This window comes from Nocardioides sp. JQ2195 (assembly GCF_012272695.1).
Classification (GTDB): domain Bacteria; phylum Actinomycetota; class Actinomycetes; order Propionibacteriales; family Nocardioidaceae; genus Nocardioides.
This window is the reverse complement of the sequence record NZ_CP050902.1, coordinates 3,515,328-3,540,680: the sequence shown is the minus strand read 5'-3', so window position 1 is coordinate 3,540,680 and position 25,353 is coordinate 3,515,328. Positions and strand designations below refer to the sequence as shown.

Sequence of the window (25,353 nt, the reverse complement as noted above, 5' to 3'; positions counted from 1 at the left end):
CGGCGGGTGCTTGACTGAGCGCCATGTCTCGTCAGCTCTCCCGCTCCTCGGCTGCCCAGGCGGCCCTCGCTGCCGTCCTCGTCGTCGCCGTGGTGCTGCTCCTCGTCGTGAGCGGCCGTGACGACACCGAGGGCTCCGCGGGTCGGGCTGAGGGGGTCTCCGCGCAGGCGGAGGCCCCCCGGGAGCTCGCCGGTGGCTTCACCACGATCCCCGAGGACCGGTTCTTCGCCACCATCGCGAGCGCACAGGAACGATCCGGTGGCTGGCACCAGGCCGTGGCCCTCGTGGAGGACGACCAGGCGGTCGCGGTGCTGAGCCAGGACGTCTGGATGGATGGTGACCAGCGAGTCACGCGCGGCACCCTGCCGGGGGCGAACGGGCAGCTCACCGTGGTCCACACCGGCGGGGCCCTCTACCTGCGCGGCAACGATCGTCAGGAGAAGCCGTGGTGGAAGGTTCCCGACAGGCCGGCGTTCCAGGCGCTGCGTGATCTCGCCGACCAGGAGCCCTTCCTCGAGTCGTTCAGCAACCCTCGGGCGTTCGAGGTCGTGGGGGTCGAGGAGATCGACACCACCGCTCCGGACGGGCGCGACACCACGATCAGCGCGGTGCACTACACGATCGAGTTCGCGACACCGGCCGACGACGGGCAGGCCGGCACGTCGACCGAGACCACCACGATGAACTTCTGGCTCGACGACCAGGATCGTCCTGTCCAGGCCGTGACCACCTCCTCGCTCGACGGCGTCGAGACCGAGGCCACCCTGCTCTACTCCCGCTACGGCCGGGTGGCACCCATCGAGGCTCCGCCGGCCGACCAGGTGACCACGAAGGTCCCGGCCGACTACCGGGCCGGCGGGTGAGCCCCCGCACGATTTGGTGTCCGACCGTGACTCCGCCTAGAGTTCACCACTGAAACCAGAGACCGCCGGTGGTCAGCGCCCAACACTGTTGGAACGCCGACCGAAGGTTCCGCGAAGAGCGGGATGGCCTGCGCAGGTGACAGAGCAAGGATCCTCGTCGATCCGATACGCCCTGGCACTCTGCCGGGGCGTTCGTGATTTTCACGGTGTTGTGGTGGTCTCTCTGACGTAGTTCGGAAGGAGACCCATGGCGCGGCCAGACAAGGCAGCAGCTGTTGCGGAGGTCGTTGACTCGTTCAACACTGCCTCCGGTGCTGTACTGACCGATTACCGCGGTCTCACCGTGGCGCAGCTGCAGGAATTGCGGCGTGCCCTCGGCGAGAACGCCAACTACGCCGTGGTCAAGAACACGCTGGCCAAGATCGCCGCCGCTGAGGTGGGCATCGAAGGCTTCGACGACCTGCTGACCGGTCCGACCGCGATCGCCTTCATCGAAGGCGACGTCGTCGAGGCGGCCAAGGGTCTGCGTGACTTTGCCAAGGCAAACCCCGCCCTGATCATCAAGGGCGGCGTACTCGACGGCGACTTCCTCGACGCGAAGGCGGTCGCCAAGCTGGCCGACCTCGAGTCGCGCGAGGTCCTCCTGGGCAAGATGGCCGGCGCAATGCTCGCCTCGCTGTCCCAGGCCGTCTACCTGCTCAACGCCCCCATCTCGCAGGCTGCCCGGCTCGCCGGCGCCCTCGAGACCAAGGCGCAGCAGGACCCCTCGATCCTCGCAGGTGGTGCCGGTGCTCCCGCCCCGGCAGACAGCACTGCTGAGGAGGCCCCGGCCGCAACCGACGAAGCCCCGGCTTCCGAGGACGCCGAGGCTCCGGCTGCCGATGAGGCTGCCGAGTCCACCGAAGCCTGAACCCAGGCCGACGTACACCACCTGAAACCCGGCCCGCCCAGCAAACCGCTGGTGGGGCCAGTACCGAAAGGAAGCGCCCATCATGGCGAAGCTCAGCACTGACGAGCTGCTCGAAGCGTTCAAGGAAATGACCCTCATCGAGCTCTCCGAGTTCGTGAAGCAGTTCGAGGAGACCTTCGGCGTCACCGCCGCTGCCCCCGTTGCCGCTGCTGCCGCCCCCGCGGCCGGTGGCGCTGCCGGTGGCGAAGAGGCCGCCACCCAGGACGAGTTCGACGTCGTCCTCGAGGCCGCTGGTGACAAGAAGATCAACGTCATCAAGGAGGTGCGCGCCCTGACCTCCCTCGGTCTGAAGGAGGCCAAGGACCTCGTCGAGTCGGCCCCCAAGGCGATCCTCGAGGGTGTCGACAAGGACGCCGCCGACAAGGCGAAGGAAGCCCTCGAGGGCGCCGGCGCCACCGTCACGGTCAAGTGATTCCCGCACGCCACGGCGTGCTCTGAATCCTCGCGCTCGCGCGAACGACGGGCGGGCATCCCCACGCAAGGTGGGGGTGCCCGCCCGTTCGTCGTTCCCCAGCATTCCCGCAGCATTCCCGGGAGGATTCCCCGGGCGGTGCCCGCGACGTCCCCGGAGGATCCGTGCGGCTGACGTCCTCGTGTCGCCCCGGACGACGGCCACGGACTGACACAACGGGTGACTTATGACCGGCAAAGGCCGTAACTTAACCCGCAGCAGTCGCGTTGTTACTGCGAAGTCGGCGTGGGCAAGGGAGTTCGCGTTCGGTGCAACGAGCGCGAAACCAGTCAGGCGTCACGAGGGAGAAGAGGCACCATGGGCGTGGACATCAAGGTCGAAGGGCTGACCAAGACCTTCGGCAAGCAACTGATCTGGGGTGATGTCACCCTGACCATCCCCGCCGGCGAGGTGTCCGTGATGCTGGGCCCCTCCGGCACCGGCAAGTCGGTCTTCCTGAAGACCCTGATCGGCCTGCTGAAGCCCGACGAGGGCTCGGTCATCATCGAGGGCACGGACATCGCCTCCTGCTCCGAGAAGGACCTCTACGAGATCCGCAAGCTCTTCGGCGTGCTGTTCCAGGACGGTGCGATGTTCGGCTCGATGAACCTCTACGACAACGTGGCGTTCCCCCTGCGCGAGCACACCAAGAAGAACGAGACCGAGATCCGCAACATCGTCATGGAGAAGATGGACCTGGTCGGTCTGCTCGGTGCCGAGGACAAGCTGCCCGGTGAGATCTCCGGTGGTATGCGCAAGCGTGCCGGCCTGGCCCGCGCCCTCGTGCTCGACCCCGAGATCCTGCTGATCGACGAGCCCGACTCCGGCCTGGACCCGGTGCGGACCTCCTTCATCAACCAGCTCTTCATCGACCTGAACGCCCAGATCGATGCCACGTTCCTGATCGTCACCCACGACATCAACAGCACCCGGACGGTGCCGGACAACATCGGCCTGCTCTACCACAAGCACCTCGCCATGTTCGGTCCCCGCGAGATGCTGCTCAGCTCCGAGGAGCCGGTGGTCCGGCAGTTCCTGAACGCACAGACCGTGGGCCCGATCGGCATGTCCGAGGAGAAGGACGCCGACGAGCTCGAGGCCGAGCGCGACATCGAGATGCCGCCGCTGCCGCCCATCCCGCTCCAGCTCGAGCCCTCCAACGGCATCCCGCGCCGTGGCCAGCGTCCCGGTGGCGAGTGGTGCCGCCAGAACGGCGTCACTCCGCCTCCCGGTTCGTTCGAGTCGACCAACGCCGGCCTGGCGCCGGGATCCTGACGAAGCCACCAGATGTCCTCTCTCACCTCCTCCCGGGTCCTCGCGCCACTCGGCACCGCAGGCAAGCTGTTCGCCTTCGGTCTCGATGTGGGTCGTGCGCTCTTCAAGCGACCCTTCCAGCTGCGGGAGTTCCTGCAGCAGGCCTGGTTCATCGCGTCGGTGACGATCGTCCCGACCGCGTTGGTGGCGATTCCCTTCGGTGCGGTGATCGCACTCCAGGTGGGAGGGCTGATCAAGCAGTTCGGTGCCCAGTCGTTCACGGGCTCGGCCTCCGTGCTCGCGGTGGTCCAGCAGGCCGGCCCGATCGCGACGGCCCTGCTGATCGCAGGAGCCGGTGGCTCGGCCATCGCGGCCGACCTCGGCGCCCGTCAGATCCGTGAAGAGCTCGACGCGATGATGGTGCTCGGCATCGACCCGATCCAGCGCCTCGTCGTCCCCCGGGTGCTGGCCTGCATGCTCGTCGCGGTCTTCCTCAACGGCATGGTGACCGTGGTCGGCATCGCCGGTGGCTACGTCTTCAACGTCGTGCTCCAGGACGGCACCCCCGGCGCCTACCTGGCCAGCTTCACCGCCCTAGCCCAGCTGCCCGACCTCTGGGTCGGCTTCCTCAAGGCCCTGGTGTTCGGACTCATCGCCGCGGTCGTGGCCTGCTACAAGGGCATCTCGGCCGGCGGCGGCCCGAAGGGCGTCGGCGATGCGGTCAACGAGTCCGTGGTCATCACGTTCCTGCTGCTGTTCGTCGTGAACTTCGTGATGAGCACGATCTACATCCAGATCATCCCGCCGAAGGGGGGTTGATCATGGCCAACCTCAAGTCCGTCTACACGAAGCCGCTGCAGTCCCTCGACACCATGGGGGGCCAGATGGCCTTCTACCTCGGTGTGCTGCGTGCCGTGCCCCGCTCGGTCACGCGCTACCCCCGGGAGATCCTGCGGATCCTCGCGGAGGTCACCCTCGGCTCCGGTGCCCTCGCGGTCATCGGTGGCACCGTCGGCGTGATCGTCGGGATGACGTTCTTCACCGGGGCCCAGGTGGGCCTCTCCGGCTACGCCGCCCTCAACCAGCTGGGCACGGCGGCCTTCTCGGGCTTCGTCTCGGCCTACTTCAACACGCGTGAGATCGCGCCACTCGTGGCGGGCATCGCACTGGCGGCCACGGTCGGCTGCGGCTTCACGGCCCAGCTGGGCGCGATGCGCATCTCGGAGGAGGTCGACGCCCTCGAGGTGATGGCCATCCCGTCGATGCCGTTCCTGGTGGCCACCCGGGTGGTGGGCGGCCTGATCGCGATCATCCCGCTCTACGTCGTGGGCCTGCTGTCGTCCTACTTCGCCAGCCGGCTCATCGTGACCCAGTTCTACGGCCAGAGCTCGGGCACCTACGACCACTACTTCAACACCTTCCTCCCACCGGGCGACGTCCTGTGGTCCTTCGGCAAGGTGCTCGTCTTCGCCGTCGTCGTGATCCTCATCCACTGCTACCACGGCTACAACGCGAGCGGTGGACCGGCCGGCGTGGGTGTTGCCGTGGGCAAGGCGGTGCGCACGTCCATCGTGGCTGTCAACGTGATCGACCTGTTCCTGTCGATGGCGATCTGGGGGACCACCACGACCGTGAGGCTGGCGGGTTGACGATGAGTCGAGTTCTCGGAAACACCAAGCTGATCGGCCTGCTGTTCCTCGCGTTGATGGCGGGGAGCCTGTGGTTGACGATGGCGATCTTCACCAAGAAGTTCGCCGACTACGACGAGGTCGCGCTCCAGTCCTCCAGCGTGGGGCTCCAGCTGCCGATGCGCGCGGACGTGAAGATCCGCGGCGTCCTGGTGGGGGAGGTGCTCGACATGGAAGCATCCGGTGAGGGCGCCGAGCTCACCCTCGGCCTCTACCCCGACCAGGTCGGCAACATCCCGGCCAACGTCACGGCGCGCATCGAGCCCAAGACCCTCTTCGGGGAGAAGTACGTCGCCCTGCAGGTGCCCGACCAGCCGTCCTCGGACCACATCCGGGCCGGGGCGACGATCACCCAGACCAAGCTTGCGGCCGAGGTGGAGCAGACGCTCAACGACCTCTACCCGCTGCTGCGGACGGTCGAGCCGGCCGACCTCAACAAGACCCTGACCGCGCTGGCCACGGCCCTCGAGGGCCGCGGGGAGAAGATCGGGGAGAGCATAGAGATCCTCGACAGCTACCTCAAGCGGATCAACCCGCTGCTGCCCGACCTGATCGAGGACCTGCGGCTGACCGCGCGCACCTCCGACCTGTATGCCTCGGTGCTCCCCGAGATCGCCCACACGCTGCGCAACACGGTCAAGACCGGCAACACCCTGCTCTCCAGGGAGGACAAGCTCAACAAGCTGTTCGACGACGTCTCGAAGTTCTCCGACGTCACCGGCGAGTTCCTCGACGCCAACGAGCAGAACCTCATCCGGGTCGGCGAGCTCGGCGCGACCCAGCTGCGGATGATCGCCAAGTACGCACCCGAGTTCCCGTGCCTGACGGCCGGCATCGTCAAGGCCGGTGACCTCCAGGCCCAGGCCTTCCGCGGGTTCACCCTGCACATCAACCTCGAGGTGCTGCCGAACAGCCCCCGGGAGTACGGCCCCCAGGACTCTCCTGTGCTCCAGCAGAAGAGTGGTGCCTACTGCGGCACCCTGCCCAGCCCGCCCTTCTCCCAGCAGAACCCGTTCACCGACGTGCCCAACTTCAACGACGGGGTGGAGACCGACACCGGCAAGGGCACGCGACGGGTCGCACCCGGGTCGATGGCACTCGCCGCCACGCCCGGCAGCCGGCGCGAGGCACAGATGGTGCGCGGCCTGATCTCCGGGTCGACGGGCTCGGAGCCGACCGACCTCGACGTCATGCTCCTTGGCTCCCTGGTGCGCGGCACGGAGGTGACCCTGCGGTGAGCCTCCTCGACAAGCGCACCGCCAGCGCCACCTGGAAGCTGGTGGTCTTCATGGTGGTCACCGCCATCGCCACCGGCATGCTGGTCGTGCTGATCGGCAACCTCACCTTCGCCTCGAGCCGCGACTTCAAGGCCGAGTTCACCAACGTGGCCGGGGTGGTCGAGGGTGACGACATTCGCATGGCCGGCGTGAAGGTCGGCACCGTCAAGGACATCGAGATCAAGGAACGCACCCGCGCGGTGGTGACCTTCTCGGTGGCCGACGAGGCCGACGTCACCGACACCACCCACGCCACGATCCGCTACCGCAACCTGGTCGGCCAGCGCTACATCGCCCTGGCCCAGGAGGGACAGAGCGGCACCAACCTCGACGAGGGTGACACCATCCCGCTCTCGCGGACCAAGCCCGCGCTCGACCTCACCGTGCTGTTCAACGGCTTCAAGCCGCTCTTCCAGGCGCTCTCGCCGCAGGACATCAACCAGCTCTCCTACGAGATCATCCAGGTGTTCCAGGGCGAAGGCGGCACCGTCGAGGGCCTCCTCGGCCACACCGCATCGATCACCCAGACCCTGGCTGACCGCGACCAGGTGATCGGTGACCTGATCGACAACCTCAACGAGGTGCTGGTCACGGTGGGTGACCGCGACGAGCAGCTCAGCAGCCTCATCGTGAACCTGCGCAAGCTCGTCCACGGCCTGGCCCAGGACAAGGACGCCATCCTCGGCTCGCTGGACTCCATCTCGTCGCTCGCGGTCGAGACCTCAGACCTGGTCAAGGGCATCCGCGGACCGCTGGTCCGCGACGTGAAGGAGCTGCGCACGGTGGCCGGCAACCTGGCCAAGAACCGCGCCGAGATCGACCGGGCGATGCAGGTGCTGCCGATCAAGCTCACCAAGATCGGCCGCACGGCCACCTACGGCTCCTGGTTCAACTTCTATCTGTGCCGCTTCACCGGAACGGTCCAGGTCGGCAAGCTCAAGGAGATCCCGATCGACTACGACACGAAGAACGCGAGGTGCTCGCTGCCATGAGCACTCCGTTCCGACAGAAGAACCCCGTGATCATCGGGGCCGTCAGCATCACCGCCATCATGGTGATGCTCCTGGCCGCCTTCCGAGCCGACGACCTCCCGCTGATCGGCGGGGGCGACACCTACTACGCCTCCTTCGCGGAGGCCGGGGGCCTCAAGGCCAACGACGAGGTCCGCGTGGCCGGCGTCCGCGTCGGCAAGGTCGACAAGATGGAGCTCGACGGCGACCACGTCAAGGTCACCTTCAAGGTCGAGAAGGACGTCGACTTCGGGCCCGAGTCAGGTGCCCAGATCAAGGTCAAGACGCTCCTCGGTGCGATGTACCTCGAGCTGTCCCCGGCCGGCTCGGGCCAGATGGAGGAGGGCTCGACCATCCCGGTCAGCCGCACCCGTTCGCCGTACGACGTGGTGGAGGCCTTCGAGGGCCTGGCCGGTCGCGCCGAAGCGATCGACGTCGAGCAGCTGAAGGCGTCGCTGGGCACCCTCAGCGACCTGACCCGCAACACGCCTGACGAGTTCAGGTCAGCCCTCAAGGGAGTCTCCGCGCTCTCCACGAACCTCGCTGCGCGGGACGAGCAGATCAACACCCTGCTGAAGAACCTGCGCAAGGTCTCCGGGGTGCTGGGCTCGCGTGACCAGGACATCATCAAGCTGATGAAGGATGCCCGGGTCCTCTTCGACGCCCTGGTCTCGCGCCGGACGGCGATCCACAACCTGCTGGTGTCGACCTCGTCGATGTCGCAGGAGCTCACCGCCCTGGTCGACCAGAGCAAGGCCGACCTGAAGCCGGCCCTGACCAATCTCGACACGGTGGTGAAGGTGCTGCTGAAGAACCAGGACAACCTCGACGAGAGCCTGCGCACGATGGCGCCGTTCTACCGCTACTTCGCGAGCACCCTCGGCAACGGGCCCTGGTTCGACACCACGATCACCAACATGCCACCCCTTCCGGCAGGTGGTTGAGATGAAGAGGGCAATCATCCCGGGCATCATCGTCGTCCTGCTGGTCGCGGCCGCGTTCGTGATGTTCCGCAGCGAGGACCGCAAGCACATGACGGTCTCGTTCCCGCGCACGGTCTCGCTCTACGAGGGCTCCGACGTCCGGGTGCTGGGCATCCCGGTCGGCCAGGTCGACAAGGTCACCCCCAGCGGCACCACGGTCGACGTGGAGATCTCCTACGACCCCGAGGTGGACATCCCGGCCGACGCCACGGCCGTCATCGTCTCCCCGAGCGTGGTCGGCGACCGGTTCATCCAGCTCACGCCGGTCTACGAGGGCGGAGCGAAGATGAAGGACGACGCCGTCCTCGACGTGGAGCGCACGGCCACCCCCGTGGAGCTCGACGACATCTACCAGAGCCTCGACGACCTCACCGTGGCACTCGGCCCCGAGGGCGCCAACAGCGACGGCGCGCTGACCGAGCTGCTCACCACCACCGCGCAGAACTTCGCCGGGCAGGGCGAGAAGTTCCACCAGACGATCGAGGACCTCGGCAAGCTCACCGGCACCTTGGAGAACAACAAGGACGAGCTCTTCGGCAGCGCCCAGGAGCTGGAGAAGTTCATCAAGACCCTGGCCGACAACGACACCGTGGTGCGTCGGTTCAACCAGTCGATGTCGTCCGTCTCCGACCTGCTCGCCGGTGAGAAGGACGACCTGGCGGCCTCGCTGGAGAACCTCGGGACCGCTCTGGGCAAGGTGGAGGCCTTCGTCAAGGACAACAAGGCCCTGCTCAGCAAGAACATCTCCGGGCTCAACAAGGTCTCCAAGACGCTGGTCAAGCGTCGTGGTGAGCTCGACGAGATCCTGAAGGCCGGTCCGGTGGCACTCAGCAACCTCGCGCTGACCTACAACCCCGAGGCCGGCACCCTGGACACCGCGGCGAACCTCGACAACCTCGGCCACGAGCTGAGCGAGAACCCGGCCATCGCCCTGTGCTCGATCATCGGGCAGGCCGACAGCAGCGGCACCCTGTGCAAGCTGGTCGACGGGCTGGTCCCGCGCAGCGCCACCTACGGTTCCCGGTCGGCCCGGGACACCACGTTCAGCTCACTGCTGGAGGTCGCCCGATGACCCGTCGTGTGATGATCCTGCTCAGCGTGCTCGCCCTGGCGATGGTGACCGGGTGCGGCTTCTCCGTGCAGAAGCTCCCGCTTCCCGGCGGCGCCGATGTCGGTGACAACCCGATGGAGGTCACCGTGATCTTCCCCGACGTGCTCGACCTGGTGCCCCAGTCCACCGTGAAGGTCGCTGACGTCACGGTCGGCAAGATCACCGACATCACGCTCAAGGACGACAAGGCCGAAGTGAGGATGGTGCTGCGCGACGACGTCGACCTGCCGTCGAACGCGGTGGCCGAGATCCGGCAGACCAGCCTGCTCGGCGAGAAGTTCGTGTCGCTGGAGGCACCGTCGAACCCGACGACCGAGCGGCTGGCCGACGGCGACCGGATCAAGGAGTCGAGCACCAACCGCAACCCGGAGGTCGAGGAGGTCCTCGGTGCGCTGAGCCTGGTGCTCAACGGTGGCGGGGTGGCCCAGCTCAAGACGATCTCCAGCGAGCTCAACAAGGCCTTGGGCGGTCGCGAGGACAGCGCGAGGAGCGTGCTCACCTCGTTGCGCACGTTCATGAAGCAGCTCGATGACAACAAGGGCGACGTGGTCACCGCCATCGAGTCCCTGAACAACCTCTCCAAGCAGGTCAACAAGCAGAAGCCCTCGATCACGTCAGCGCTCGACGAGCTGCCGGCAGCCCTGGACTCGATCGACCAGCAGCGCGCCGACCTGGTCAAGATGCTCAAGGCCCTGGCCCGTCTCGGCAAGGTCGGCACGCGGGTGATCAAGGTGTCCAAGGCGTCCACGATCGATGCCCTGACCCAGCTCGACCCGGTGCTCACCGGCCTGGCCAGGAGCGGGGACGACTTCGCCAACGCGTTCAGCGTCTTCCTCACCTACCCGTTCGTGGACGAGTCGGTGGGCCGCGACCCGCAGGTGGCACGCAACCTGCACATGGGTGACTACGTGAACCTGGCCATCAAGCTGGACGTCAAGCTGCTCGCCGACGGAGGGGAGACGGCCTGCATCCCGCTGGGCCAGATCCCGACGAACGGAGACATCGACCTCAAGGACCTGTGCGACGGCGCGCTCAAGAAGGTCAAGGACTGTCTCGACGCGCCGAACCTGGAGAAGTGCCTCAAGGCCCTGGACCCGGTTCTCGAAGCGCCCTGCACGATCCTTCCGCAGCTGTGCACGACCGGCGCCGACGGTGACAAGCCGAAGCTGCTCGACCTCGATGACGGAGGCAGCGTGATCGACGACCTCCTCGGCGGGCTGAACCGCCCGGCTCCCGGGTCCGGGCGGACCCGGTCGGTGCCCCTGCCGCGGGCGATGGACGCCTATGACCCGTCGCTGGCACGGATCCTGCTTCCGGGGGTGGCCCAGTGATCACACGTCGAACCAAGCTGCAGCTGGTGGTCTTCGTGATCATCACCCTCCTCGGTGTGTCCTACGTCGGCGCACGCTACGCGCAGCTGGACCGGGTCGTGTTCGACCGGAGCTACACCGTGGTGGCCCACTTCCAAGAGTCCGGCGGCATCTTCTCCGGCGCCGAGGTCACCTACCGTGGCGTGACCGTCGGGCAGGTGGACAAGATGGTGCTGACCGATGACGGGGTCGACGTGCACCTCAGCATCGAGAACGACTGGGACAAGATCCCCGACAGCACCCTGGCCGTGGTCGGCAACCGCTCCGCGGTCGGCGAGCAGTACGTCGAGCTGCAGCCCAAGGTGGACGACGGTCCCTTCCTCGAGGACTCGTCGGAGATCCCCACGGTCGACACCCGCACCCCGATCCCGACCGCGAAGCTCCTCGGTGACATCTCGGCGACCGTCAACAGCGTCGACCAGGACGACCTGCGCACCGTGGTCCACGAGCTCGGGCTCGCCTTCGACGGCACCGGCGAGGACCTCGGCCAGATCATCGACACCTCCAACTCGTTCATCGAGACCGCCAACGACAACTTCGACGTCACGACGGCACTGATCAAGGACGCCAACACCGTGCTGGGCGGCCAGCTGGCGACGGCGTCCTCGATCAGGAACTTCTCGCGCAACCTCGAGGCCTTCAGCACCACCCTGGCCGGCTCCGACGCCGACCTGCGCAAGGTCATCGACAGCGGCTCCGCGACGGCCAACGAGCTGCGCACCTTCATCGAGGACAACCAGGTCGACCTGTCGTCGCTGCTCAACAACCTGGTCACGACCAGCGAGGTCGTCGTGCGCAACCTGGACGGCCTGGAGCACATGCTGTCGATCTACCCCTACGTCGTGGAGTCGGGCTTCACCGTGGTCTCCAAGGACCCGGCGACCGGCCAGTACGACGCGCACTTCGGGCTCGTGCTGACCCCGCACAAGCTGTGCCACGCCGGCTACGAGGGGGCTGACCGGCGCGATCCCTTCGACCGGGACAACCGGCCGCTGAAGACCAACCTGGGTTGCCGGGAACCGGCGTCGACGTCGAACGCCCGCGGTGCCCAGAACCTCAACCGTGCCGCGACTGACTACGACCAGCCCGTGGTGGCGACGTACGACGAGAGGACCGGCAAGGTGACCTGGCTCGACCAGCCGGCCCGGTTGACCCCCGCCGGTACCCTGACCCACAGCCCGATCGACCAGCCGGCCAGCGACACGGCCGGCGAATCAGCCGATGGAGAGGAGTCGTGGACGTGGTTGATGCTCCGTCCGCTCCAGGACGCGGAGTGACGACCAGCGAGACGACCACCTCCAGGGCCACGATGGGCTCACCGCGGGTGCGGCGGGCCATCGCCGTGCTGCTGGCGCTCGCCCTGGTCGCCTCCCTCGTCTGGTTGGTCCTCGCCTTCCGGGAACACCGTGCGGTCGACGACAACCCGGCGCAGGAGAACCGCGACGCCGTCATGCTCAAGGCCCGTGAGTACATGCTGGCCGGGTGGAACTTCGGTGCCGGTGACCTCGACGAGAACAAGTCGCTGACCGCGTACCGCTCGCGGGTCGAGCCGCTGATCACCACCTCCTTCAAGGCCGACTTCGACAAGGCCAGCGAGCTGCTCGAGAAGGCCGTTGCCAGCCAGGGCTACTCCCGACGGGTGACGGTGGACCGGGTCGCGGTGGAGAGCCTCGAGGAGGACTCTGCGGTGGTCATCGTCGGCGGGGAGTCAACCGAGTCGGTGAAGAAGCAGGAGCAGACCGGCCCCTACGCTTGGAACATCACCTTGAAGAAGGTCGACGACACCTGGCTCGTCGATGACTTCTCCGAGTACGGAGCGGCACAGTGAGCGCCAACTGGTACGACCTCCTGGGCGTCGAGCGCAGTGCCTCGAGCGACGAGATCCGGACGGCGTGGAAGGGCTCCATCGCGGACCTCGACCCCACCGACCACCGTTTCGGGCTCTACAACAGGGCGGCCGGGGTGCTGCTCGACGAGGACAAGCGGGCGGCGTACGACGAGGAGCTGGGGCCCGAGTCGAGCCCCGAGCCCGACGTGTCGGAACGCGACGACCCGACCGACGGGGCGGAGCAGGCTGAGTCCTCGGTCGAGTCGCACGAGGCGGATGCCCCGGTCCCGGTGGACGCGTCGGGCGAGCCCACGACGGGTGCTGTGGACGAGCCGGCGCCCGAGCGCTCGGCGGGCGGTCGCGACGTACCGGTCTGGATGCTGGCGCTCCTGCTGGTGGCCACCCTGGCCGCCGCCGGCGGCGCGTTCTGGTTGCAGCGGGGGAGCAGTGACCCGGACGAGGTCGAGGCCGACATCACCGCGGCGCGGGCCGCGGCCGAGCAGTCGGTGCCCAAGGTCCTCACCTACGACCACCGCTATCCCGAGCGCGACCACGACGCAGCGATGCAGGTGCTGACCGGCGAGGTCGCCACCTCCTACGACAAGATCTGGAACGACGCGATCCTGCCCAACCTGGAGAAGGTCAAGGGCGCCGCGGTCACCCAGGTGATCGGGTCGGGCGTCGTGCGGGCCTCCGAGGGGGGAGACCTGGTCGAGCTGGTGGTGGTGCTCTCGAGCAGGACCACCAACAAGAACACCTCCACCAACCTGCCGCCGATCCCGATGACGGTGAAGATGGTGCACGAGGACGGGGCCTGGCTGATCCAGGACATGGACCTCTGGCAGCCGGCGAGCGCCGACCAGGAGTCGGACCACCCGCCGGCCTCCGAGCCCGGCCAGAACTGAGCTTCCGGCCGCGGTGCTTGACCTGAGCCGGTTGCGGGTTCATGATCTAGCCCAACAGCATCATGGCGATCGCAGTTCCACGATCGCGGGGGTTGTGAGGCGCGCCTATTTGAGCTAGGCTCCTTCTTTGCGCCTGCCCTCAAATGCTTCCTGCCTGTCCGGTGGCTGGTTTGTGGTGGGTTGGCGCGAACACCAGAGCGAACCTGTAGAAGGACACACTCTTGGCCGCGCGCAGCAACGCAGCAAGCAACAACCACCGTCGCACTTCCTTCGCAAAGATCAGCGAACCCCTCGAGGTTCCACAACTCCTGGCTCTCCAGACCGACAGCTTCGACTGGCTCGTCGGCAACGAGAAGTGGCAGCAGGTCGTCCAGGCCCGCATCGATGCCGGCGAGGACGTCTCGACGAAGTCCGGTCTGACGGAGATCTTCGAGGAGATCTCACCGATCGAGGACTTCTCCGAGACGATGTCGCTCTCGTTCGAGAACCCTGAGTTCGTCGATCCGAAGTACACCGTCGACGAGTGCAAGGAGAAGGACTTCACCTACTCCGCACCTCTCTACGTCTCCGCCGAGTTCACCAACAACGAGACCGGCGAGATCAAGGGCCAGACGGTCTTCATGGGCGAGTTCCCGTTGATGACCGACAAGGGCACCTTCGTGATCAACGGCACCGAGCGTGTCGTCGTCTCGCAGCTGGTGCGTTCCCCCGGCGTCTACTTCGAGCGGGCCGCGGACAAGACGTCCGACAAGGACATCTTCACCTCCAAGGTCATCCCGTCGCGTGGTGCCTGGCTCGAGTTCGAGGTCGACAAGCGCGACCTGGTCGGCGTACGCCTCGACCGCAAGCGCAAGCAGAACGTCACCGTCCTGCTGAAGGCCCTCGTGGCCGTCGCCGAGGACACCGGCGAGGACTACGACTACCAGGCCGTGATGGCCGAGCTCAGCCAGTACGAGTCGATCCAGCTGACGCTCGAGAAGGACAACACCGAGGGTCCTGACGACGCACTGCTCGACATCTACCGCAAGCTGCGTCCGGGCGAACCGCCCACGCGCGAGGCCGCGCTGACGCTGTTGAAGAACTACTACTTCAACCCGAAGCGCTACGACTTGGCCAAGGTCGGCCGCTACAAGATCAACAAGAAGCTCGGCCAGGCCGAGGCCTTCGACAAGCAGACGCTGACCATCTCCGACATCGTCGCCACGATCCGCTACATCGTCCGCCTGCACAACGGCGACGACAAGCTGACCGACGGTGAGGGCAACGTCCTCATCGACTCCGACGGCAAGGAGATCGAGGTCCGTCCCGACGACATCGATCACTTCGGCAACCGCCGCATGCGCACCGTCGGCGAGCTGATCCAGAACCAGCTCCGCACCGGTCTGGCCCGGATGGAGCGCGTGGTCCGCGAGCGGATGACGACCCAGGACGTCGAGGCCATCACGCCGCAGTCCCTGATCAACATCCGCCCGGTCGTCGCCGCGCTGAAGGAGTTCTTCGGGACCTCCCAGCTCTCGCAGTTCATGGACCAGACCAACCCGATCGCCGGTCTGACCCACAAGCGCCGCCTCTCCGCGCTCGGCCCGGGTGGTCTCTCCCGTGACCGTGCCGGCATGGAGGTCCGCGACGTCCACACCTCGCACTACGGCCGGATGTGCCCGATCGAGACCCCCGAGGGTCCCAACATCGGTCTGATCGGCTCGCTGGCCTCCTACGGCCGGATCAACCCGTTCGGGTTCGTCGAGACGCCCTACCGCCGCGTCGAGAAGGGTGTCGTCACCGACAAGGTCGACTACCTGACCGCCGACGACGAGGACAAGTTCGTCATCGCGCAGGCCAACGCCAAGCTCGACGACAACATGCGCTTCGCCGAGGAGCGGGTGCTGGTCCGCCAGCGCGACGGTGAGGTCACCGAGATCCTGGCCGACGAGGTCGACTACATGGACGTCTCGCCGCGCCAGATGGTGTCGGTCGCGACGGCCCTGATCCCGTTCCTCGAGCACGACGACGCCAACCGTGCCCTCATGGGTGCCAACATGCAGCGTCAGGCCGTGCCGCTCGTCAAGAGCGACTCGCCCATCGTCGGCACCGGCATGGAGCTCCGTGCCGCCGTCGACGCCGGCGACGTGGTCACCGCCGAGAAGGGCGGCGTGGTCAAGGAGGTGTCGGCCGACCTGATCGAGGTCATGAACGACGACGGCACCTACTCGACGTACCGCATGGCGAAGTTCCGTCGCTCCAACCAGGGCACCTGCATCAACCAGCGTCCGCTGGTCTCCGAGGGTGACCGGGTCGAGGGTCGCGACGCGCTGACCGGCCGGGCCGGCACGCCCATCGCCGACGGTCCGTGCACCGACGACGCCGAGATGGCGCTGGGCACCAACCTGCTGGTCGCCTTCATGCCGTGGCAGGGCCACAACTACGAGGACGCGATCATCCTCAGCCAGCGCCTGGTCCAGGAAGACGTCCTCACCTCGATCCACATCGAGGAGCACGAGGTCGACGCCCGCGACACCAAGCTCGGCCCGGAGGAGATCACCCGCGACATCCCCAACGTCTCCGACGAGATGTTGGCCGACCTCGACGAGCGCGGCATCATCCGCATCGGCGCCGAGGTCACCAACGGTGACATCCTCGTCGGCAAGGTGACCCCCAAGGGTGAGACCGAGCTGACCCCGGAGGAGCGCCTCCTGCGCGCCATCTTCGGTGAGAAGGCCCGCGAGGTGCGCGACACCTCGATGAAGGTCCCGCACGGTGAGTCCGGAACCGTCATCGGCGTGCGCGTTTTCGACCGCGAGGACGGCGACGAGCTGCCCCCGGGTGTCAACCAGCTGGTGCGTGTCTACGTTGCCCAGAAGCGCAAGATCTCGGTGGGCGACAAGCTCGCCGGTCGTCACGGCAACAAGGGCGTCATCGCCAAGATCCTGCCGATCGAGGACATGCCGTTCATGGAGGACGGCACCCCGGTCGACGTGATCCTGAACCCGCTGGGTGTCCCGCGACGGATGAACATCGGCCAGATCCTCGAGCTCCACCTCGGCTGGCTCGCCAAGCAGGGTTGGGACCTCAACCTGCACGACGACCCGGAGAGCGCGGACTGGAAGCAGCGCCTCATCAAGATCCACGCCGACAAGGCCGAGCCGAACACCAAGGTCGCCACCCCGGTGTTCGACGGTGCGCGCGAGGACGAGATCACCGGTCTGCTGGGCTCGACCCTGCCGACCCGTGACGGCGTGCGGATGATCGGCGAGAACGGAAAGGCCGACCTGTTCGACGGCCGCTCCGGCGAGCCGTTCCCGGACCCGGTCTCGGTGGGCTACATGTACATCCTCAAGCTGCACCACCTGGTCGACGACAAGATCCACGCACGCAGCACCGGCCCCTACTCGATGATCACGCAGCAGCCCCTGGGTGGTAAGGCCCAGTTCGGTGGCCAGCGGTTCGGCGAGATGGAGGTCTGGGCGATGGAGGCGTACGGCGCCGCCTACGCCCTGCAGGAGCTGCTGACGATCAAGTCCGACGACGTGCCTGGTCGCGTCAAGGTCTACGAGGCCATCGTCAAGGGCGAGAACATCCCCGACTCCGGCATTCCCGAGTCGTTCAAGGTTCTCGTCAAGGAGATGCAGTCGCTCTGCCTGAACGTGGAGGTCCTCTCGCAGGACGGCTCCTCGATCGAGCTCCGCGACGCCGAGGAAGACGTCTTCCGGGCCGCTGAAGAGCTGGGCATCGACCTGTCGCGTCGCGAGCCCAGCTCCGTCGAAGAAGTCTGAGCCAGCACCTCCGCCCGGCGATCCCGGGCGGAGGGCGACTCAGTCCAAGCATTTGATCCAGAACTAACGAAGGACTACAGCCATCGTGCTCGACGTGAACTTCTTCGACCAGCTTCAGATCGGCCTTGCCACTGCGGAAGACATCCGCGGATGGAGCCACGGTGAGGTCAAGAAGCCGGAAACCATCAACTACCGCACCCTCAAGCCCGAGCGCGACGGACTCTTCTGCGAGAAGATCTTCGGCCCGACCCGGGACTGGGAGTGCTACTGCGGCAAGTACAAGCGCGTCCGCTTCAAGGGCATCATCTGTGAGCGTTGTGGCGTCGAGGTCACCCGCTCCAAGGTGCGCCGCGAGCGGATGGGCCACATCGAGCTCGCCGCTCCCGTGACCCACATCTGGTACTTCAAGGGTGTCCCGTCCCGCCTGGGCTACCTGCTCGACCTGGCGCCGAAGGACCTCGAGAAGGTCATCTACTTCGCTGCCTACATGATCACCTCCGTCGACGAGGACGCCCGCCACCGCGACCTGTCCTCGCTCGAGGGCAAGGTCGACCTGGAGCGCAAGCGCCTCGAGGGTCGCCGCGACACCTCCCTGGAGGACCGCAGCAAGAAGCTCGAGGAGGACCTCGCCACGCTCGAGGCCGAGGGTGCGAAGGCCGACGCCCGCCGCAAGGTGCGCGACGGTGCCGAGCGGGAGATGAAGCAGCTGCGCGACCGTGCCCAGCGCGAGATCGACCGCCTCGACGAGGTCTGGAACACGTTCAAGTCCCTCAAGGTCCAGGACCTGATGGGCGACGAGCTGCTCTACCGCGAGATGAAGACCTGGTTCGGCAAGTACTTCGAGGGCCACATGGGCGCTGCGGCGATCCAGAAGCGCCTGCAGGACTTCGACATCGCGGAGGAGGTCGAGAACCTCCGCGAGACCATCGCCACCGGCAAGGGCCAGAAGAAGGTCCGCGCCCTGAAGCGCCTCAAGGTCGTCGACGCCTTCCGCAAGACCGGCAACCAGCCGATCGGCATGGTCCTCGACGCCGTCCCGGTCATCCCGCCGGACCTGCGTCCGATGGTCCAGCTCGACGGTGGTCGTTTCGCCACCTCGGACCTGAACGACCTCTACCGTCGCGTGATCAACCGCAACAACCGACTCAAGCGCCTGCTCGACCTCGGTGCCCCGGAGATCATCGTCAACAACGAGAAGCGGATGCTCCAGGAGGCCGTCGACTCACTGTTCGACAACGGCCGTCGTGGTCGTCCGGTGACCGGCCCGGGCAACCGCCCGCTCAAGTCGCTCTCCGACATGCTCAAGGGCAAGCAGGGTCGCTTCCGCCAGAACCTGCTCGGAAAGCGCGTCGACTACTCGGGTCGCTCGGTCATCGTGTCCGGTCCGCAGCTGAAGCTGCACCAGTGCGGCCTGCCCAAGCAGATGGCGCTGGAGCTCTTCAAGCCGTTCGTGATGAAGCGTCTGGTCGACCTGTCGCACGCGCAGAACATCAAGTCCGCCAAGCGGATGGTGGAGCGCTCGCGTCCGGTCGTGTGGGACGTCCTCGAAGAGGTCATCACCGAGCACCCGGTGCTGCTCAACCGTGCACCCACGCTGCACCGCCTCGGCATCCAGGCCTTCGAGCCCCAGCTGATCGAGGGCAAGGCCATCCAGATCCACCCGCTCGTCTGCTCGGCCTTCAACGCCGACTTCGACGGTGACCAGATGGCGGTGCACCTGCCGCTGTCCGCCGAGGCCCAGGCCGAGGCGCGGATCCTGATGCTGTCGACGAACAACATCCTCAAGCCCTCCGACGGTCGCCCCGTGACCATGCCCACCCAGGACATGATCATCGGTCTGTTCTTCCTGACCACCGACCGCGAGGGCCCGGGCGAGGGGCGCACCTTCTCCTCGCAGGCCGAGGCCATCATGGCGTTCGACCGCAAGGAGATCTCGCTGCAGAGCAGGATCACCCTGCGCATCGGCGACGAGTCCGTGGAGACCACGCTGGGCCGCTCGATCTTCAACGACGCCCTGCCGGCCGACTACGCCTACGTCAACTACGAGGTGGGCAAGAAGCAGCTCGGCGCGATCGTCAACGACCTGGCCGAGCGCTACACCAAGGTCGAGGTCGCGGCGTCCCTGGACGCCCTGAAGGACACCGGTTTCCACTGGGCCACCCGGTCCGGTGTGACGGTCTCCATCGACGACGTCACCACGCCTGCCGACAAGGTCGAGATCCTCGGCAAGTACGAGGCCCAGGCGGCGAAGGTCCAGCAGCAGTTCGAGCGTGGCCTGGTCACCGACGACGAGCGCCGTCAGGAGCTCATCGAGATCTGGACCCAGGCCTCCAACGAAGTCGCCAAGGCGATGGAGAAGAACTTCGACCGGTCCAACCCGATCTACATGATGGTCGACTCGGGCGCCTCCGGAAACATGATGCAGATCCGTCAGGTTGCCGCCATGCGTGGCCTGGTGGCCAACCCGAAGGGCGACATCATCGCCCGGCCGATCAAGGCCAACTTCCGTGAGGGCCTCTCGGTCCTGGAGTACTTCATCTCCACCCACGGTGCCCGCAAGGGTCTGGCCGACACCGCGCTGCGGACCGCTGACTCGGGCTACCTGACCCGTCGTCTGGTGGACGTCTCGCAGGACGTCATCATTCGTGAGGACGACTGCGGCACCGAGCGTGGTCTGCCCAAGGTCATCGGCGAGGTGCTGCCCGACGGCAAGGTCATCAAGCACGAGAACGCCGAGACCGCGGCGTACGCCCGCACTGCCGCCGTCGAGGTCACCCACCCGGAGACCGGCGACGTCCTCGCCGCTGCCGGTGAAGACCTCGGCGACGTGAAGATCGCGGAGCTCGTGGCTGCCGGGATCGTGGAGGTCAAGGTCCGCTCCGTGCTGACCTGCGACGCCCGCACCGGAACCTGCGCCAAGTGCTACGGCCGTTCGCTGGCCACCGGCAAGCTGGTCGACATCGGTGAGGCGGTCGGCATCATCGCCGCCCAGTCCATCGGTGAGCCCGGCACGCAGCTCACGATGCGTACCTTCCACACCGGTGGTGTGGCCTCGGCCGACGACATCACGCAGGGTCTGCCCCGCGTCGTCGAGCTGTTCGAGGCCCGGACCCCCAAGGGTCTGGCCCCGATCTCCGAGGTCGCCGGTCGCATCGAGATCGAGGACGGCGACAAGGCCCGCAAGATCGTGGTCACCCCCGACGACGGTTCCGAGGTCGTCGAGTACCCCGTCAGCCGTCGCTCGCGCCTGCTGGTCACCGACGGTGACCACGTCGAGGTGGGCGACCGCTTCACGCAGGGAACGGAGGACCCCAAGGAGGTCCTGCGCATCCTGGGTGTCCGTCGCGCCCAGCAGCACCTGGTCGACGAGGTGCAGAACGTCTACCGCAGCCAGGGTGTGTCGATCCACGACAAGCACATCGAGATCATCGTGCGGCAGATGCTGCGCCGGATCACGGTGCTCGAGTCCGGTGACACCAACCTGCTCCCGTCCGACCTGGTCGACCGGGTCCGCTTCGAGGAGGAGAACCGTCGCGTTCTCTCCGAGGGTGGCAAGCCGGCGTCGGGTCGTCCGGAGCTGATGGGCATCACCAAGGCCTCGCTGGCCACGGAGTCGTGGCTCTCGGCGGCCTCCTTCCAGGAGACCACCCGAGTGCTCACCGACGCCGCGATCAACGGTCGCTCCGACAGCCTGCGTGGCCTGAAGGAGAACGTGATCATCGGAAAGCTGATCCCGGCCGGCACCGGCTTGGAGCGCTACCGCAACATCCGGGTGGAGCCGACCGAGGAGGCCCGCGCTGCGGCGTACTCCGTCTCCGGTTACGACACCTACGACTACGAGTTCGGCGGGACCGGCGGCCAGGCCGTTGCGCTCGACGACTTCGACTTCGGTTCCTACCAGAACTGAGCCGCATCGAGATCAGGTTCCTTCCAGAACTGATCTGACGTAGTCACCGACGAAGGGCCCCAGCCGACCCGGCTGGGGCCCTTCGTCCTGCCCGGGGGTGGGGCTCACACGGCCGGGTGCACCGGCAACAGCTCGAGCACCGTCACCGAGATGATCGGGGGATGAACCAGTAGGATCCCCGCCATGAGCGACCGCATCCACGCCGCGGTCAACCGGATCGGCAACGGGTTGCTGAGGGCGCTCGACGTGCGTGTGGAGACCCGGGGTGCCGACCACGTCCCGGTCGCCGGACCGGTGCTGCTGGCCTGCACGCACGTCTCCTACCCCGACTTCGTGTTCGTGCAGAAGGGCGCCCTGGAGCGGCGTCCCTTCGTTCGCTTCATGACCCGCCACGACGTCTGGGACAAGGCCTGGGCGGCGTGGTTCATGGACAGGATGCAACACGTCCCGGTGGACCGGCAGGCACCGGCCGGTGCCTACCTCAGGGCGCGGGGGTTGCTGGCGCGGGGTGAGGCGGTCTGCGCGTTCCCGGAGGCAGGGATCTCCTACTCCTACACGGTCCGGCCGCTGATGCGGGGCGTGGCGTCCCTGGCGCGGGAGACGGGTGCCCCGGTGGTCCCGGTGGCGCTGTGGGGCTCGCAGCGGATCTATTCGGTCGGTCGACCGGTGGACGGCCGGGAACCTCCGCCCGAGTGGAGGCGTGGACGCCGGGTGGACGTCTCCTTCGGTGCCCCGTTGCGCGTGGCGCCGGGAGACGACCTGACCGAGTGCACCGCCCACCTCGGTGGCGTGCTCTCCCAGATGCTGGAGGAGCTGCAGCAGCTCCCGCACCATCGGCCGCGGCCGGGGGAGTACGCGCCGTGGTACCCCGCTCACCTCGGCGGGCACGCGCCGGACCTCGCGGAGGCGGCCGCCCTGGACGACGTGCCGCGCAGCGCCGTCCGGCCGACCTGGGGTCCGTCGGCCGGCTAGGACCGCACCGTCAGGACTGCCGGGACGGGGTGCTGCGGGTGCGGGCTCGTTGCACGGAGCCGATCGGGTCGACGGCCCAGCCCAGCACCCTCACCACCGGTGGTGACGCCAGGAACAGGGCCAGCGCGATGGACGCGGCGATGGTCAGCCACAGGGCGTACGGCGTGTGGTCGGCTGACCAGAGCGCGTAGTCGGTGGAGCGGGTCCAGCGCACGAAGAAGCCGTGGAAGAGATAGACCACCAGCGTCGCGGCACCCATCTCGGAGAACCAGCCCTGCCGGCGGGGGATGACCGCGAGGACCGCCGCCACACCCACGGCGCCGAGCATCATCACCCGGAAGCGGATCCACATCCCGTCGGTCGCGCTGACCCCGAAGCTGTCGTAGGGAATCGAGTACCACAGCCACCGCGGCGGCCAGGCGCCGTCGGAGGTCAGCCAGTCGTCGGCGTGCCCGGCGAGCACGAAGATGCCCAGCAGGACGACCAGACCCACCACCGGGGCGACCCGGCTCCTCAACCGGGCGAGGTGTGCGGGCCGCAGGTGCAGGCCGAGCACGAAGAACGGCAGGAAACCCACGGTGCGCTGCAGGTCGAGGTACGTCGTCCACTCGGCGTGCAGGGTGCCCATCAACAGGCTGGCCACCACGCTCAAGGGCAGCGCGGACCAGTGCCTGACGAGGATCGGAGTGGCCAGTCGCCACAGGAAGGTCGCGGAGAGGTACCACATCGGCCAGTGCGGATCGAGCCAGATCGGGCCGCTCTCGATGGTGGGATCGTCGAGGTACTCGCGAAAGGTGAGCATCGCCCACTCGAAGAGCAGGTAGGGCACCGCGATCGTGCAGAAGAGTGACCAGAGCTTCGTGCGGCTCCACGTGAAGCGTCGGGAGAAGTAGCCGGTGACCAGCACGAACGCCGGGATGTGCCAGGTGTAGATGAAGTTGTAGATCTGCTCGTTGTCACCGTTGGCCAGCACCAGCACCAGCGCGTGGCCGATCACGACCACGGTCACCAGTGTCATCTTCACGTTGTCGAGCCAGGGATCGCGTGCCACCGGACAACCGTAGACGACGCACCGAACCCACCGGATCGACGAACCAGGTGAGCACCCTGGCCACCGGGGGAGAGGCCAGCACGAGGGAGAGCGCGATCGCGGCGAGGGTGACCACGACCAGGGGCAGCCACTGGCGGTCGTGCCAGCGCTCGAGCCAACCGGCGTGGTCGGCGTACCGGACGAAGAAGCCGTGGAAGAGGTAGACCACCAGGGTGGCCGATCCCATGGTGCTGAAGACGGAGGCCCTGCGTGGCACGAGTGCCAGCACGCTGGCGGTGCCGAGCAGGCCGACGGCCATCACCGCGGCCCGCACCGCCATGGCGTCGCCGGTGGTGTAGCCGAGCGCCCCGTAGCCCTGGTCGTACCAGAGGAAGGCGGAGCGTCCCCAGCTGTCGAGGCTCGCGCTGAGCTGGAAGATCCAGACCAGCGCGGCGACCGCGAACGGCTTGACCCACCAGGTGGTCAGGCGCCGCAGGTGGGAGTGGTCGAGGTGGAGGCCGAGGACGAAGAACGGCAGCAGCCCCAGGATCCGGGGCAGGCAGAAGACCAGCTCGTCGGTCAGGCCACCCAGCAGCGAGACCACGACCGCGATCGGCACGAAGACCCAGTGCTTCCTGAGCAGGGGAGTGGCCAGCCGCCAGAAGAACAGCACACACAGGTACCACATCGCCCAGTGCGGCTCGAGCCACAACGGACCGTCCTCGGGCTGGTCGATCTCGCGACGGAAGTAGTAGAGGGCGGGCTCGAAGATCAGGTAGGGCAGCGCGATCGTGGTGAACAGCGAGGAGAAGTGGCGCCGGTCCCACTCGAAGCCCTTCGAGAGGTGTCCGCTGATCAGCACGAAGGCGGGGATGTGCCAGAAGTAGATGAAGTCGTAGATCTGGAGGTCCAGGACGCTGGCCCCGAGGAGGCCGAGCGAGTGCCCGATCACCACCAGCGTGACCAGCGTCAGCTTCACATTGTCGAGCCAGGGATCGCGACGCATTCGATCCACCGTATCGACCGAGCGTGCTGAGGCAAGTCGAGTCCGTCACACTCGGGCGCAGGCATAGACTCCGGTCACATGGGTCGACTTCCGAAACGGCAGCGGGTCGCGGCGTACGCCGTGATCATCCGGGGCGACCGCATCCTGCTGTCCCGACTGGCCCCACGGGTCTCGCGGACGCCGCTGTGGACCCTGCCCGGCGGCGGCCTGGACCACGGCGAGGACCCGCGGCAGGCGGTGATCCGGGAGATCCACGAGGAGACCGGCCTGGCGGCCGTGGTCTCCGAGCAGGCACGGGTCTACTCGTTGCACAACCCCAGGGCCACGCACAACGAGCAGCGTGCCGACTACCACGCGCTGCGCATCGTCTTCGAGGGCTGGGTCCCCGTCGATGCGCCCGAGCCACACGTGGTGGAGGTGGACGGTTCCACGATCGAGGCGAAGTGGGTGCCGCTCGCCGACGTCGCCAGCGGAGCCACCCCGGTCACCAGCCTGGTCCACGAGGCGCTCGACGAGCACCGGCCCTTCGCAGTGCAGCGAGTGGCGGCGTACGGCCTGATCCGGCGCGGTGGAGCCGTGCTGCTGACCCGGCTCTCCGAGCGGGCCTTCCACACGGGTGCCTGGACCCTGCCCGGGGGCGGCGTGGACCACGGCGAGCGGCCGGCCGACGCGCTGGTCAGGGAGATCCGCGAGGAGTGCGGGGTGGAGTGCGAGGTCGGCGCCCTGCGCGACGTGCACGACGTGCAGTTCGCGGGGACGGCGCCCAGCGGGAGGCACGAGGACTTCCACGGCGTGCACCTCATCTTCGACGCCGTGGTCACCGACGAGGCAGAGCCCCGGGTGGTCGAGGTCGACGGGACCACCGACGCCGTGGCGTGGGTCCCGGTCGGCGATGTCGAGTCTGGCAGGGTGGAGGTCCTCGAGGTCGTGCGTCACGCCCTCGCCCTCTGATCGTTGG

General features: G+C 67.3%; 20 protein-coding genes. 18 read left to right on the top strand and 2 right to left on the bottom strand.

Features of this window, described 5'->3' with window-relative positions; genetic code table 11:
- The first annotated feature begins 23 nt into the window (after positions 1 to 23).
- The 17 genes from ncot_RS16790 to ncot_RS16710 all read left to right on the top strand — a co-directional run bounded on the left by ncot_RS16790 (position 24) and on the right by ncot_RS16710 (position 22,359).
- Positions 24 to 863, top strand: a complete 840-nt coding sequence (locus ncot_RS16790; RefSeq protein WP_168618635.1) for a hypothetical protein — start codon at positions 24 to 26, stop codon at positions 861 to 863.
- 247 nt (positions 864 to 1,110) lie between these two features.
- The gene (gene rplJ, locus ncot_RS16785) at positions 1,111 to 1,773 is read left to right on the top strand and encodes a 50S ribosomal protein L10 (protein WP_168618634.1); all 663 of its coding nucleotides are present in this window, start codon (positions 1,111 to 1,113) and stop codon (positions 1,771 to 1,773) included.
- Positions 1,774 to 1,855: 82 nt separating this feature from the next.
- Positions 1,856 to 2,245, top strand: a complete 390-nt coding sequence (gene rplL / locus ncot_RS16780; protein WP_168618633.1) for a 50S ribosomal protein L7/L12 — start codon at positions 1,856 to 1,858, stop codon at positions 2,243 to 2,245.
- Between the two features lie 357 nt (positions 2,246 to 2,602).
- Positions 2,603 to 3,559, top strand: coding sequence for an ABC transporter ATP-binding protein (locus tag ncot_RS16775; RefSeq protein ID WP_168618632.1), 957 nt, complete (start codon positions 2,603 to 2,605; stop codon positions 3,557 to 3,559).
- A 12-nt stretch (positions 3,560 to 3,571) separates the two neighbouring features.
- Positions 3,572 to 4,357 carry an ABC transporter permease gene (locus ncot_RS16770; RefSeq protein WP_168618631.1) on the top strand — a complete coding sequence of 262 codons (786 nt, stop codon included), beginning with the start codon at positions 3,572 to 3,574 and terminating at the stop codon, positions 4,355 to 4,357.
- A 2-nt stretch (positions 4,358 to 4,359) separates the two neighbouring features.
- Positions 4,360 to 5,187, top strand: coding sequence for an ABC transporter permease (locus ncot_RS16765; protein ID WP_168618630.1), 828 nt, complete (start codon positions 4,360 to 4,362; stop codon positions 5,185 to 5,187).
- 2 nt (positions 5,188 to 5,189) lie between these two features.
- Positions 5,190 to 6,464, top strand: coding sequence for an MCE family protein (locus ncot_RS16760; protein WP_168618629.1), 1,275 nt, complete (start codon positions 5,190 to 5,192; stop codon positions 6,462 to 6,464).
- A complete protein-coding gene (locus tag ncot_RS16755) occupies positions 6,461 to 7,495 on the top strand; it encodes an MlaD family protein (RefSeq protein WP_168618628.1) in 1,035 nt (344 codons plus the stop codon). Before ncot_RS16760 ends, ncot_RS16755 begins: the two co-directional genes overlap by 4 nt.
- Positions 7,492 to 8,457 carry an MCE family protein gene (locus ncot_RS16750; protein WP_168618627.1) on the top strand — a complete coding sequence of 322 codons (966 nt, stop codon included), beginning with the start codon at positions 7,492 to 7,494 and terminating at the stop codon, positions 8,455 to 8,457. Before ncot_RS16755 ends, ncot_RS16750 begins: the two co-directional genes overlap by 4 nt.
- 1 nt (position 8,458) lies before the next feature.
- On the top strand, positions 8,459 to 9,568 hold the full coding sequence (locus tag ncot_RS16745; RefSeq protein ID WP_168618626.1) for an MCE family protein: 1,110 nt from the start codon (positions 8,459 to 8,461) through the stop codon (positions 9,566 to 9,568).
- Positions 9,565 to 10,938: an MCE family protein gene (locus ncot_RS16740; protein WP_168618625.1), complete on the top strand. Its 1,374-nt coding sequence runs from the start codon at positions 9,565 to 9,567 to the stop codon at positions 10,936 to 10,938. The genes ncot_RS16745 and ncot_RS16740 overlap by 4 nt, the downstream gene beginning before the upstream one ends.
- Positions 10,935 to 12,254 carry an MlaD family protein gene (locus tag ncot_RS16735; protein ID WP_168618624.1) on the top strand — a complete coding sequence of 440 codons (1,320 nt, stop codon included), beginning with the start codon at positions 10,935 to 10,937 and terminating at the stop codon, positions 12,252 to 12,254. Before ncot_RS16740 ends, ncot_RS16735 begins: the two co-directional genes overlap by 4 nt.
- The gene (locus tag ncot_RS16730; protein WP_168618623.1) at positions 12,251 to 12,805 is read left to right on the top strand and encodes a hypothetical protein; all 555 of its coding nucleotides are present in this window, start codon (positions 12,251 to 12,253) and stop codon (positions 12,803 to 12,805) included. The genes ncot_RS16735 and ncot_RS16730 overlap by 4 nt, the downstream gene beginning before the upstream one ends.
- Entirely contained in the window at positions 12,802 to 13,710 is a 909-nt protein-coding gene (locus ncot_RS16725; protein ID WP_168618622.1) for a DnaJ domain-containing protein, read from the top strand. Before ncot_RS16730 ends, ncot_RS16725 begins: the two co-directional genes overlap by 4 nt.
- Positions 13,711 to 13,931: 221 nt before the next feature.
- Positions 13,932 to 17,480 carry a DNA-directed RNA polymerase subunit beta gene (rpoB, locus tag ncot_RS16720; RefSeq protein WP_168618621.1) on the top strand — a complete coding sequence of 1,183 codons (3,549 nt, stop codon included), beginning with the start codon at positions 13,932 to 13,934 and terminating at the stop codon, positions 17,478 to 17,480.
- Between the two features lie 85 nt (positions 17,481 to 17,565).
- Positions 17,566 to 21,387 (top strand): DNA-directed RNA polymerase subunit beta', encoded by a 3,822-nt coding sequence (locus ncot_RS16715; protein ID WP_168618620.1) that lies wholly within the window; start codon positions 17,566 to 17,568, stop codon positions 21,385 to 21,387.
- 183 nt (positions 21,388 to 21,570) lie between these two features.
- On the top strand, positions 21,571 to 22,359 hold the full coding sequence (locus tag ncot_RS16710) for a lysophospholipid acyltransferase family protein (protein WP_168618619.1): 789 nt from the start codon (positions 21,571 to 21,573) through the stop codon (positions 22,357 to 22,359).
- Between the two features lie 10 nt (positions 22,360 to 22,369).
- Here ncot_RS16710 and ncot_RS16705 read toward each other — a convergent pair whose 3' ends face one another.
- Positions 22,370 to 23,410, bottom strand: coding sequence for an acyltransferase family protein (locus tag ncot_RS16705; RefSeq protein ID WP_168618618.1), 1,041 nt, complete (start codon positions 23,408 to 23,410; stop codon positions 22,370 to 22,372).
- Positions 23,316 to 24,395, bottom strand: a complete 1,080-nt coding sequence (locus ncot_RS16700; RefSeq protein WP_168618617.1) for an acyltransferase family protein — start codon at positions 24,393 to 24,395, stop codon at positions 23,316 to 23,318. The genes ncot_RS16705 and ncot_RS16700 overlap by 95 nt, the downstream gene beginning before the upstream one ends.
- A gap of 78 nt (positions 24,396 to 24,473) precedes the next feature.
- Between ncot_RS16700 and ncot_RS16695 the strand changes: the two genes are divergently transcribed.
- Positions 24,474 to 25,346: an NUDIX domain-containing protein gene (locus tag ncot_RS16695; RefSeq protein ID WP_168618616.1), complete on the top strand. Its 873-nt coding sequence runs from the start codon at positions 24,474 to 24,476 to the stop codon at positions 25,344 to 25,346.
- The last annotated feature ends 7 nt before the right edge of the window (positions 25,347 to 25,353 follow it).